Annotated in this window: 19 protein-coding genes; 3 read left to right on the top strand and 16 right to left on the bottom strand. The window is 34.6% G+C overall.

All coding sequences use genetic code 11. The features are described 5' to 3' along the window. Window positions 1-98: 98 nt before the first annotated feature. The 4 genes from B3P17_RS05095 to B3P17_RS05080 all read right to left on the bottom strand — a co-directional run bounded on the left by B3P17_RS05095 (window position 99) and on the right by B3P17_RS05080 (window position 1349). The gene (locus B3P17_RS05095; protein WP_291104075.1) at window positions 99-335 is read right to left on the bottom strand and encodes a Rha family transcriptional regulator; all 237 of its coding nucleotides are present in this window, start codon (window positions 333-335) and stop codon (window positions 99-101) included. A gap of 421 nt (window positions 336-756) precedes the next feature. Beyond that, window positions 757-903 carry a hypothetical protein gene (locus tag B3P17_RS05090; protein WP_252639324.1) on the bottom strand — a complete coding sequence of 49 codons (147 nt, stop codon included), beginning with the start codon at window positions 901-903 and terminating at the stop codon, window positions 757-759. Window positions 904-905: 2 nt separating this feature from the next. Next, window positions 906-1169 carry a hypothetical protein gene (locus B3P17_RS05085; protein WP_252639323.1) on the bottom strand — a complete coding sequence of 88 codons (264 nt, stop codon included), beginning with the start codon at window positions 1167-1169 and terminating at the stop codon, window positions 906-908. Window positions 1170-1181: 12 nt separating this feature from the next. Beyond that, window positions 1182-1349 (bottom strand): hypothetical protein, encoded by a 168-nt coding sequence (locus B3P17_RS05080; RefSeq protein ID WP_252639322.1) that lies wholly within the window; start codon window positions 1347-1349, stop codon window positions 1182-1184. 420 nt (window positions 1350-1769) lie between these two features. Here B3P17_RS05080 and B3P17_RS05075 point away from each other — a divergent pair, with 420 nt between their 5' ends. Both B3P17_RS05075 and B3P17_RS05070 read left to right on the top strand, forming a co-directional pair. Beyond that, window positions 1770-2060 (top strand): helix-turn-helix domain-containing protein, encoded by a 291-nt coding sequence (locus B3P17_RS05075; RefSeq protein WP_252639321.1) that lies wholly within the window; start codon window positions 1770-1772, stop codon window positions 2058-2060. A 47-nt stretch (window positions 2061-2107) separates the two neighbouring features. Next, window positions 2108-2836: an Ig-like domain-containing protein gene (locus tag B3P17_RS05070; RefSeq protein ID WP_291104069.1), complete on the top strand. Its 729-nt coding sequence runs from the start codon at window positions 2108-2110 to the stop codon at window positions 2834-2836. Between the two features lie 69 nt (window positions 2837-2905). Here B3P17_RS05070 and B3P17_RS05065 read toward each other — a convergent pair whose 3' ends face one another. Then, complete coding sequence (locus tag B3P17_RS05065; RefSeq protein ID WP_291104066.1) at window positions 2906-3451, bottom strand: antA/AntB antirepressor family protein; 546 nt, start codon at window positions 3449-3451, stop codon at window positions 2906-2908. 228 nt (window positions 3452-3679) lie between these two features. Between B3P17_RS05065 and B3P17_RS05060 the strand changes: the two genes are divergently transcribed. Further along, on the top strand, window positions 3680-4096 hold the full coding sequence (locus B3P17_RS05060; RefSeq protein ID WP_291104063.1) for a hypothetical protein: 417 nt from the start codon (window positions 3680-3682) through the stop codon (window positions 4094-4096). On the opposite strand, the gene B3P17_RS15870 is transcribed toward B3P17_RS05060, so the two are convergent. The 11 genes from B3P17_RS15870 to dnaN all read right to left on the bottom strand — a co-directional run bounded on the left by B3P17_RS15870 (window position 4036) and on the right by dnaN (window position 9606). Continuing rightward, window positions 4036-4290, bottom strand: coding sequence for a phBC6A51 family helix-turn-helix protein (locus tag B3P17_RS15870; protein WP_407933636.1), 255 nt, complete (start codon window positions 4288-4290; stop codon window positions 4036-4038). The two genes, B3P17_RS05060 and B3P17_RS15870, sit on opposite strands and share 61 nt — an antisense overlap. Before the next feature lie 114 nt (window positions 4291-4404). Next, the gene (locus B3P17_RS05055) at window positions 4405-4854 is read right to left on the bottom strand and encodes a DUF3592 domain-containing protein (protein WP_291104060.1); all 450 of its coding nucleotides are present in this window, start codon (window positions 4852-4854) and stop codon (window positions 4405-4407) included. 28 nt (window positions 4855-4882) lie between these two features. Further along, window positions 4883-5098, bottom strand: a complete 216-nt coding sequence (locus B3P17_RS05050) for a hypothetical protein (RefSeq protein WP_291104057.1) — start codon at window positions 5096-5098, stop codon at window positions 4883-4885. Between the two features lie 201 nt (window positions 5099-5299). After that, a complete protein-coding gene (locus B3P17_RS05045; RefSeq protein ID WP_291104054.1) occupies window positions 5300-5986 on the bottom strand; it encodes a hypothetical protein in 687 nt (228 codons plus the stop codon). Then, entirely contained in the window at window positions 5976-6560 is a 585-nt protein-coding gene (locus B3P17_RS05040) for a hypothetical protein (RefSeq protein WP_291104052.1), read from the bottom strand. Before B3P17_RS05040 ends, B3P17_RS05045 begins: the two co-directional genes overlap by 11 nt. Further along, on the bottom strand, window positions 6541-6747 hold the full coding sequence (locus B3P17_RS05035; protein ID WP_291104049.1) for a hypothetical protein: 207 nt from the start codon (window positions 6745-6747) through the stop codon (window positions 6541-6543). The genes B3P17_RS05040 and B3P17_RS05035 overlap by 20 nt, the downstream gene beginning before the upstream one ends. Before the next feature lie 36 nt (window positions 6748-6783). Beyond that, the gene (locus tag B3P17_RS05030; RefSeq protein ID WP_291104046.1) at window positions 6784-7230 is read right to left on the bottom strand and encodes a hypothetical protein; all 447 of its coding nucleotides are present in this window, start codon (window positions 7228-7230) and stop codon (window positions 6784-6786) included. Between the two features lie 27 nt (window positions 7231-7257). Beyond that, window positions 7258-7452 carry a hypothetical protein gene (locus B3P17_RS05025; protein ID WP_291104043.1) on the bottom strand — a complete coding sequence of 65 codons (195 nt, stop codon included), beginning with the start codon at window positions 7450-7452 and terminating at the stop codon, window positions 7258-7260. A gap of 56 nt (window positions 7453-7508) precedes the next feature. Then, complete coding sequence (locus B3P17_RS05020; RefSeq protein ID WP_291104041.1) at window positions 7509-7742, bottom strand: hypothetical protein; 234 nt, start codon at window positions 7740-7742, stop codon at window positions 7509-7511. Next, window positions 7739-8707 carry a replicative DNA helicase gene (locus B3P17_RS05015; RefSeq protein ID WP_291104038.1) on the bottom strand — a complete coding sequence of 323 codons (969 nt, stop codon included), beginning with the start codon at window positions 8705-8707 and terminating at the stop codon, window positions 7739-7741. The genes B3P17_RS05020 and B3P17_RS05015 overlap by 4 nt, the downstream gene beginning before the upstream one ends. A gap of 14 nt (window positions 8708-8721) precedes the next feature. Beyond that, complete coding sequence (gene dnaN / locus B3P17_RS05010; RefSeq protein ID WP_291104035.1) at window positions 8722-9606, bottom strand: DNA polymerase III subunit beta; 885 nt, start codon at window positions 9604-9606, stop codon at window positions 8722-8724. Window positions 9607-9739 lie beyond the last annotated feature (133 nt).

The following is a 9739-nucleotide window of genomic DNA, read 5'->3' as shown; positions in this document are numbered from 1 at the left end:
AGATGTCCCATATCCACTGCACGATCAACAAAATCCGCTTTGGGCTGCATTATAGCTGCTCTTTTCTCAGCTTCAATGCGTTTTTGCTGCTCCTCTTTTCAGTTTTGAGCAAGCATCAAAACGGTGTCGGGGTTAGAAAAGTCAAGATGCTTCAAGGATTGTTCCATCTTATTGAACAGCTGAATATACTCCAATTTAAAGTTCATTGCTTTCTTACCAGTGAAGCCCATCGCTAATAGAGTAAATCCGTCGCGGTTCATTATATACATCCGCTGTGATCTGTCATAAGAATCTAAGTATGAGGATTCATAGAACATCTGCTCAAAATTGAGCACATATTTTATAAGGTTATCAGNNCAATATCCCGCATTACATTCTTATGATCTTTTTCGAACTTCTCGGCTACCAATAAACTTGTTGTTACAGGATTGCCTTTGTCGCTTTTGAATACCAAATTTGAATCCATATTTAATTAAATCATTAGTTTATATATTAACCTTTAATTTGTCTGACAAAAGAAAAGTCACCAATCGAAAAGTTGCCTAGAGTGGTAGTCTGCAACTAATCAATTAATGACTTCTTATATTTTTCGCAACCAACGACTACCACGAAGTTGATTTCAGAATATTCTACCTTAATATATAAATCGAAATCATTTTTATAGATAACTTTGCTTAACAAATATATTGATTTAGGACAATGAGATAGTCTCCGAAACCATACGCTTTATGGCAAGTTTCTTATAAATTCGCTTAATTATTTTAACTTAAGCCGCTTCTCGTATATTTTTTCGTATTGAAGCTTCAAATTTTTAATGGTGTTCTGTATGCATATAAGCATACCATCAATTTGTCCAAGCTTATAAGCTCTTTCTTCTTCCGGTGTGTTGAATTTTGTTTCCATGATTAAATTTTCAATTGCTTATTTATAGATTCGTCTGATTTTGCAGCAAATAATAACCCTATCATCTCGCTGAGGTCTGTCGTGAAATCGCAGAGAGTGTCGGACATATCCCCTAATAGCCTTAATTGTTTTGACCAACCATTCATATCTTCATCTTTCATTAAGGCATTTATCTTATTGTAAGATTGATGGAGATACACAATGACCTCTAATAATCCAGTGTGAACAGATTCTTGTTTGATCTTGTCTAAATCTAAGTTTTTCATATCTGCATATATTTAATTGTTATTTAATTTCAATTCTTCGGGAAGCTCTAGACTTCTGATTCGTATTTCGTAAGCTATACGCTTGTGGTTCTCATTCGATAGCCTGTTCTTTTCTAGCATAGCTTGCAGGTGATCGGTAGTAAACTGATCGAGTTCGGTAAATGACAATTCTTTTTGCATGGCTTAATCTGCTTTATATCCGTTTGATCAATAATAATAAGTAAGCGTATTAGCCAAGTGCGACATATCACATCTTTTTGTATTTTTTGCTCTCTCTGCATACCTTCATTTTTCACTTTTGCTTCTTCGTTTCTCCTCACAACTGATTTTGCATTTCTCCAAGCCATCTTCATAGATTCACTCATTGTATAGCCCAATATTTTTTTCCAGTAGTGAGCTTCTTTCATTATTTTGGATTTGTTGTAACGTGCCACAATCAATTAAACTTTAGTTTTATAATTACAATACAAATATAACTATATATTTAATGCCACATATGTTTATTTAGTTAATAAATATTAAATAATTATATATATAGTTTTATTATGTAGTTTTCAATATATTTGTAGTTTAATTATAAATCTAAATAACAATTTATATATGATTAAACTAAGAGTTAAGGACATATTGAGAGAGAAGGGTATTACACAAAAAGACTTAGCCGACAGACTCAATATTACAGAAGTTGGATTATCAAAATCTTTAAGTGAAAAAGGCAATCCTACAATATCCACGCTAGATAATATCGCTAATGCATTGGATGTTAATATAACTGAGTTGTTTGAACCAAAAGGTATAAGTGGAATTATAAAGATTGATAACAAGTCTTACGAAATAAATTCTATAGAAGACATAAAAAAATTGTTGGCTGAAATAGAAAATGTTAAATAATAATTCTTAGATTTGTGAAAATTCATTAATTTAACATTCACTTAACTATGAAGAATTTATTCTTATTATTGTTAGTTTTGCCGATCGTTTTTGTTTCGTGTGGTTCGGAAGAGGATGATGCGATCTCTTTAAAGGAAACTAATAAAACATTAAAGCATGGCAACACTTACCAAATAAATGCAACCTCAAGCTACAAAATAAGCTACGTATCCGAGAATGAATATCATGCTACTGTGTCTGAATCCGGATTGGTGACAGCTGGCAGAATCGGCGAAACAAATATTGTCCTGACAGATGGCAACGATACCAAGAAGTTCAAAGTAACGATCAACCCTGAAAGCACGATGTATCCTGATCCAAATTTGGAATTTGGTATATCAAAAGTCGATTTGATTAAAAAGCTAGGTACGCCAAATAAAGAGACCTCAGATGGTATGAGTTATGACAACTTCTCAACAAAAGCTCCGCAAATAGCATATTTGTTTGATTCCAACAATAAATTAAAATCAGTAGGTGTTATTGTGAAAACAGCTTACAGCTCTGAATTAGGAACTTATCTTGCTGAACGGTATGTTTATGGTACTTCAATGGAGGAAGACTATACTCTTATATTTGTTAATGCATTGAAATTAGAGAAAGCTACAATGCTAATCGGGGCGAGTTTATATAATACAAGCTACTGGATGACTATATATATGCCATATTCTAATACAAAATCCAAACCTCAAAAAATAAATGAAATGGATAAAGTAGCTAAGATTTTAGGTATAAATTGATTAATAGAGTCATATAGATTCAACAAAAGGCAATCTGACGGTTGCCTTTTTCTATTCTGATAATTTCATTTAGCTTATTTTCTTATTTGGCCCCCCCAAAAAATATAGGTTATCTTTTGTATCTTCAAATAAATCAAAGAATATAAGACTTGTTCGATCTATGTTGTTAATTTCTTTAACTAGGTGTTTTCTCTCACGCAGTAATTCATTGATTTCTCTATCAACCTCTTTTAGTCGAATCGATTTCTTATAACGCAGTCTATGATGTTCATTGGCTTGATGAACTTGTTTCTCAATTATTTCTTTCAATTTCTTCTCACAGGCAATAAAGTACCTTCGAGCTATCTGTCCTTTTTTGTTTGCCTCTAACATCGATAGTTCTTTTGCACAACCAAGCGTTAGAATGTATTCAACTCTGTTGTGGCCGCCCCTTCCTTCGCCTGATAAATTTGTCAAGCAAACGAAATCTACATTTTCAATAAAGCCATATTTAATAATACGTCCTTTCATCCAATTAGTGAACTCCTGTTTACTTTCTAAAAATTCATGCAACTCTCTTGCAGAAACTACTTTTTCGCCTTTCTCATTTTCTCTAATTCTAATCAATACTACCATGACTCATAAAATTAAAACAACCCTATCTTTTCTTCACCCCGTATTTTGCAAGCCGGGCAAAGACTCAGATAGAGCTGTAATTATTTCTTGTAAGGTGGCTTCCAAACGACCTCTATTCTAAAATATAAGTTGAAGCAAGTTTTCCCGAGAAATACTTACTAAAGCGTAGAACTTAATTATATTTTAGAAATATTACTATATTTGTTAAAAATTAATTCCTATCTAATAATGAATAAACTATTACTTATTTTACTTTGTTTTCCTTCACTTATTGCTTGCGGCGATAGAGGCAATGATCCCCTACCCGTGTCGATTACGTACAAGTTCAACACCAATGCAGCACCAACAGGGGCAAACAACCTGATAGGTGTTCAGATCTATAAAGGAGTAAAGGCAGGTAGCTTAGTGCAATATAGCCCTTCTGCATACGGACTTTTCGATGATTTCAGTAAGATAAAACTTGAACTACCTAAAGATGCCGAATATAAGATTGTATCGTCTGTAGTAGTTGATGGTAAAACGAAGGTTGGTAAGGACGGGAACGGATATCTCAAGCCTTTTGCACTTGGAGGTACAGCAGGCGTTCAGTTGACAAATACATTCACTGTATTAGCTGTGACTGTTTTCTTCCCTTGTATTGTATAGCCTTTAATAAGCTTCACTAACGAACGGTTGCACTCTATAAGCAGGTCTTGAGTTAATTTATCTTGAGCCTTTTTTATAGCATCTGCAAAATCTGCATTTTTAGACATCCAATCGTAGTAAGTCCGTTCGGATATATTGACTGCCTGGCATATCTCAGCAATGGTATAACTGTCCTTGCTTATGAGGTCACAGATACGATTAACTATCTTTTAATTATACTTTGCCATAGAGTAATTGCTTTACCCTAAAATATAAAGAGGAGCTACTTTTTTTAAGTAACTCCTCTTACAATATTTATAATCTAATGACTATAGATAAAATCTTTCTATAAATACACCTCCAATTGAAAAACACACTAAAGATGCAATAAAAAACTCTATTACAGAAAAATGTACTCCTTGTTCTAAGACAGCGTCTTTTGGATTTTCGGGATTATAATATACATCAATCGTATCTCCTATCTTATATTTATCAACAAGTTTTTTAGTACTCCCCAAGAAGGAACTCAAAAGATGGTCACCATAATATTTTCTTTTTGAATTATAAACTTTATCAGCAACCGTATATGAATATTCAACCTGAACTCTATATGAAGTTGAATTGCTGTCTTTAAATTTATCCAGATAAGCATTAGATATGTGTCCTTTTGTTTTACACCATTTTATACTATCCTTTGATTTCTTATAAAAATAGATGGACAATAGAAGTAATACAATACCAGAAAAAATAAAGAATAAACATCCTAATAAAGTTTCCATATTCTGTTGTTTAACATTTAAACTGCAATTACCCCTCCATTTTTGCCATTGATTCGGCCATGTCGATGCAATTTTCTAATTCATTGACTACGGCTTTTAACTCAATGTATTTTCGTTTATCCTGAGCTGTGGCAATATCATTGCCGTCATTTATTTTTCGTTCAATATCCACTAGCTGCTCTTTTTTTCGTGCTAATCTCTTTTCGAGTACTTCTTTATATATCATAAATGCAGATATTTTCATGACGGATCGTTTTATTTTCCGCCAAAGTTATTATTATTTTTTCTTATATGATTCGTTTAGGATAACGGGAACTGCATTTTTCCACGTAATACGATGGTGTAACCTCCTGTGTGTTTCTCCCATTGGCACAATCTTACAGCAAGACGGTGAATACATAACAGTATAGAAGCTTTTTAAATAAGTTCCTGAATCAAGATAAAGCTAAGTCATTCCTCCGGAGTTTGATTGAGTTGTTAGCTGGTTTATAGCTATGTTAGAGAATGTGAGAAATACATTGCCCCTACTTTGAACATTTGTATAAGTATTCACATCCTCATTGATTCTTCGCACAAATTGAAAGGGCCTATCAGTTGAACAAAGGAAAGTATTCATACACTTACGGAATATCTTTTTACCTTTTCCATAGGAACCATTCTCTCCTCCTAAGAAATCGCCACTCTGGGCCATTGCAATACTCTTAACGCTGATAGACTTATAATAATCGATCATAGCATCATAGATCACATCAAGATTCTTTATAGGGCGATGAAGATATTCCCCATCGGATGTAAATCGATAAGAGAATGCCGTATAATCATCATCATATTGCATAAAGTATTTTATTCCTAGTTTATTTGCGATATCGAAGCTTGCATTCCTGGCATATACAATTGCACGCCTATCTTCGAAATTATCTCCTTCATCAAAAGTGTCAGATACAGCTTTTTTATCAAATACAATCACCTTATCGCCATACGCCTGCTTGTAAGCTTCTGCTTGAATATCTTCATTGTCAATAATAATATAAATATCACCAGTGTAACCATGTTTCAACAAAGAGTGATACGTATGAACTTTAAGCGGGCGTCCATGAGTTAATATAAATACAGCAAAATCTTTATTCTTCATGGTCTACGTCGTATTGTTCGTCAATAGCTTGAGATAACTTCACAAATCCTTTTGTTATGGCAGAATCGAAATCAATTATAACCAGCGCTGAATCTTCCATTAACTCTTGAACGTTTTTTTCCGAATGAGCATAATAGTCAGCAATCTTTTCATAGTTAAAGACGATGTGCCTTGATGCTGCACATATTAAGAACTGCTTATCTTTAGGACTGATATTTGATATCTCGATTTTTGAGATAAGCTCATTGTATTTCTCCATGTCGAAAAGATCAGATATAGCCGGCTTCTCATTCTTAGGAAGATACTCCGGTGTTATGATCTTATTCGTGTATACATCATCGGATGTTGCTTTATTCTCTGTCGATTCACTGCCTATATCCAAAGTCGAAACATCAATACTGAACTCCCAGAGATCAAGCTCATCAGGTGTAAAATCTTCCATTACTGCTTCTATGTCAAAGACCGATGTGTCACTCGTATAATTATCGGCAAGAGCCAACGCTTTGCGTCTTGCATCCTCTGTCTTGAGGTCTGTTCTTTTGATTGCTATTAGTTCAGTTACCGTCTGATTCAATAATACGAACTTTCAAACCTAATTCTTGTGCCTGTTCATACACTCCGTTACCGGCAATGATGCAATCTTCTTTCTCAACAAGTATCGAACGCCCGGCTCCACAATCGACAAGACTCTTTTGTATTAGTCTTTTGTTCTTCTCTCCGTGTATACGGTAGTTCTTAGGATCAAACTTTAATTCCGACATGCCTTTTATCGGTAAAATATAAAAGACGAAAAGAGATCACAGTTTTACATCCAATTCTTTTCCTGTTAATGCGAAATATAGATTTTGGAGTTGGTGAACAGAATTAATACTTAGTATATTACCATTTCTGTTTTGTCCCTGTATCATTCTTATTTGAGTAGCAGAGGGGCTTTCATTGAGATAAACATATAATGTTAAATTAGAGGACAAAGGATAAGCTTCCACTTTCATAACAAAAGTAGAGTAAACGCTTTTACTTCTTTCAAACCCACACTTCAAAAGGATTTCATCAGTAAGTGGAATAGGATTAATTAGTTCTAAGGGATTACCCCATACCTCATTTTTGCCGCCTAAGGTATCAATTATATAAACTTCTTCCCCCTCTTGTTCTTCTTCGTATATTGATTTAACTATAAATAATTCAGAAGAATAATCGTCATGGGTCACTATATTTCCTACTCTTAATTCATTTGGTTGTAGCATGATAGATATTTTTTTTCTGTAAATATATCAAAACAATTCTCTACCTCCTAACTTGTTTTTGATTAATTCGAGTACTCCGTTGTAAATATCATACATGTCTTTTTTGTCCTCTTGTCCTTCCCATTCCGAGAAGCTGTTACCCTCGAAAAACTTCCATGAAAACACTCGCTTTGCTCTCTTCGATAGTTGCAGACTATTGAATATACTTCTTACTTGTTGCATTTTTAGTAGTATATCTCCTGATCTGTCCTGTTCCGCATCTTCCTCATCGATCAGATCTAACCTTTGAAAGTCAACATTGCATCTACCGATAATGATCGATATTTATGCTTATATGGTGATGTCGGGGACTGAATGTTTAATTTTATCATCTGCAAAACAAAGAAATCGAGTTCCCGGTATTGTCCCTTCTTGCTTTCGTACAGTTGCAGGACATAAGGCTCATTGGTCCCGCATTTCTCTATAAGCATCGCCAGAACTTCATTCAATACATCGACAGCCTCTTCATTCATCCCATGATGTGAGCAATGGTATACTGCATAATCGAGCCAACGATCATATCTTTGTGAAATGTGTATACAAAAATCACGACATCAGCAGCCTCAGCTATTTGTCCGCTATCCCGAAGTCGGTTTAACGATGGAGCCGGGTTTTGGCTATCCCTGTTCAGCTGTGATAAGGCAATAATCCATATATCCAGTTCTTTGGCCAAATTCTTCAATCGTCTTGCCACATCAGCCATTTGCTGTTCTTTATTACTACCTTTCATGTTCACACTAAGGATCTGCAAATAGTCGATTACAACACCGTCAATTTGGTATTTTGAAACCATTGCCCGAATAGAATTTATTATCGTATCAATGTTTGAGGTACTTCTATCGTCGAATAAAATGGATGAATTGTATAATCCGTTTATTGATTTATCGAGCCGCTCAAACTGCCAATCATCCAAAGGGCTATAGAGAATTTGACTTGATGAGATACCGCTTTCCATGGACATTAACCGTGCAGCCAATTGCTCTTTTTTCATTTCCAGAGAATAAACTGACACTTTTGTCCCATGCTTTACGGTATTATTCAATATGGATAAAGCCAAAGATGTTTTCCCTTGTGATGTTTCTGCAGCAATAATAATCAAATCCGATTTTTGTAGACCTCCGGTCTTTTTGTCTATCTTTTGAAAACCGGTTGGCGATCCGGTCAAAACAGTCTTTGATGATTTATTATCTTCAACTATTTTGTAAACAGACTTAACTGCATCTTTTATCGATGAAATATTATTTTCTGAAAATGAATAGATATTCTCTAAAAACTGACCCGCATAAGAAGAAATGTCTAAAATATCATCACGCTCTGATTGTCCTTTTGATTGAAGATAAATTCCAAGGTCTATGAACTTTCTTCTGGTTGAAAGGTCATTTAACCGACAAGTATGTGAGTAAAGATTTGTCATGGAGGAATAATCACAGACTTTCATTAATTCTACAACTTTTAAGATAGTTTGATCAGATCTTTCGATAGTTCGAGTTTAACCAAACTACTGGCTTGATTAGCAAATACAGATACCCGCTTGATGGCTCCGTTAAGGTCTGCTTTACCAATAGATAATATTTTATCATTATTCTGCGGGAGAACAGAACGATAATTAGGATAGTTACCTTCTTGTAAGGTCGCAATTATACTCTCCGATCCATATTCTAGTCGGACTGAATTATTATTGACGAATATGTTTATTAATTCATCGGTTGGCTTGATTAAGCCTTTTAAAATGGTTGCGATTTTAAGAGGAAGGGCAAAGCTTATTTGCTCTGTCATTGATTCGTCCCGAAGTTCTAACAAAGCAAGCTTATGACCGTCGGAAGCTACAAAGCTGATTTGTCCTTCTACAATATCTAGATAGACAGAGGTCATTATGGGGAGAAGATCATCGGTAGATGCACAGAAGATCGTTTTTTCAATGCCATTTAGTAAGACCTTAGAAGGTATTGAAATTCTTGTTGCATTGGCAACATCTTTTTCTTTGGGAAATTCTTGTGGTGATAGCCCGGCTAGTTCAAACTTACCGCCTTTGTACTTGACAGTGACAGCTAACTTTTCATCAATGGAAATCGTGATAGGCTGTTCCGGTAATGTCTTTAGGGCCTCAATCAGTAATTTTGGCTCAATACAAATGGAAATAGTGTTTTCGGTTAAAATGCCATCGATGAAAGTGTTTATCCGACCTTCGGTATCGGCTGCCGAGATCTTAACCGAACCATCTTGAATTTCCAAGTGAACATTGTCCATGATAGGAAGCGTGTTCTTCGAGGAAATGATTTTACTTACCGACTGTAGCCGGCTTAATAATTCTGATTTTGAAATTGTAATTGTTATCATAGTGCCTTTTGATTTTGAAGGCTACCAGACAAAGTGTTGTAGAGGTTTTTAAAAGAAAGTATGAGGTAGGTATATAAACACAAAAAATCCAAATCTCATACTTTCGTATAAAATGGCTCAAGTCTAAAAGTCG

The organism is Dysgonomonas sp. UBA7630 (assembly GCF_002483985.1).
GTDB lineage: Bacteria > Bacteroidota > Bacteroidia > Bacteroidales > Dysgonomonadaceae > Dysgonomonas.
This window is presented reverse-complemented; position numbering and strand designations above follow the sequence as displayed.

Bases quoted from the DNA above. Each gene is read 5' to 3' on its own strand.
- B3P17_RS05090 (WP_252639324.1), bottom strand. From the start codon at position 903: ATGGAAACAAAATTCAACACACCGGAAGAAGAAAGAGCTTATAAGCTT.
- B3P17_RS05085 (WP_252639323.1), bottom strand. From the start codon at position 1,169: ATGAAAAACTTAGATTTAGACAAGATCAAACAAGAATCTGTTCACACT.
- B3P17_RS05080 (WP_252639322.1), bottom strand. From the start codon at position 1,349: ATGCAAAAAGAATTGTCATTTACCGAACTCGATCAGTTTACTACCGAT.
- B3P17_RS05075 (WP_252639321.1), top strand. From the start codon at position 1,770: ATGATTAAACTAAGAGTTAAGGACATATTGAGAGAGAAGGGTATTACA.
- B3P17_RS05070 (WP_291104069.1), top strand. From the start codon at position 2,108: ATGAAGAATTTATTCTTATTATTGTTAGTTTTGCCGATCGTTTTTGTT.
- B3P17_RS05065 (WP_291104066.1), bottom strand. From the start codon at position 3,451: ATGGTAGTATTGATTAGAATTAGAGAAAATGAGAAAGGCGAAAAAGTA.
- B3P17_RS05060 (WP_291104063.1), top strand. From the start codon at position 3,680: ATGAATAAACTATTACTTATTTTACTTTGTTTTCCTTCACTTATTGCT.
- B3P17_RS05055 (WP_291104060.1), bottom strand. From the start codon at position 4,854: ATGGAAACTTTATTAGGATGTTTATTCTTTATTTTTTCTGGTATTGTA.
- B3P17_RS05050 (WP_291104057.1), bottom strand. From the start codon at position 5,098: ATGAAAATATCTGCATTTATGATATATAAAGAAGTACTCGAAAAGAGA.
- B3P17_RS05045 (WP_291104054.1), bottom strand. From the start codon at position 5,986: ATGAAGAATAAAGATTTTGCTGTATTTATATTAACTCATGGACGCCCG.
- B3P17_RS05035 (WP_291104049.1), bottom strand. From the start codon at position 6,747: ATGTCGGAATTAAAGTTTGATCCTAAGAACTACCGTATACACGGAGAG.
- B3P17_RS05030 (WP_291104046.1), bottom strand. From the start codon at position 7,230: ATGCTACAACCAAATGAATTAAGAGTAGGAAATATAGTGACCCATGAC.
- B3P17_RS05025 (WP_291104043.1), bottom strand. From the start codon at position 7,452: ATGCAACAAGTAAGAAGTATATTCAATAGTCTGCAACTATCGAAGAGA.
- B3P17_RS05020 (WP_291104041.1), bottom strand. From the start codon at position 7,742: ATGAATGAAGAGGCTGTCGATGTATTGAATGAAGTTCTGGCGATGCTT.
- B3P17_RS05015 (WP_291104038.1), bottom strand. From the start codon at position 8,707: ATGAAAGTCTGTGATTATTCCTCCATGACAAATCTTTACTCACATACT.
- dnaN (WP_291104035.1), bottom strand. From the start codon at position 9,606: ATGATAACAATTACAATTTCAAAATCAGAATTATTAAGCCGGCTACAG.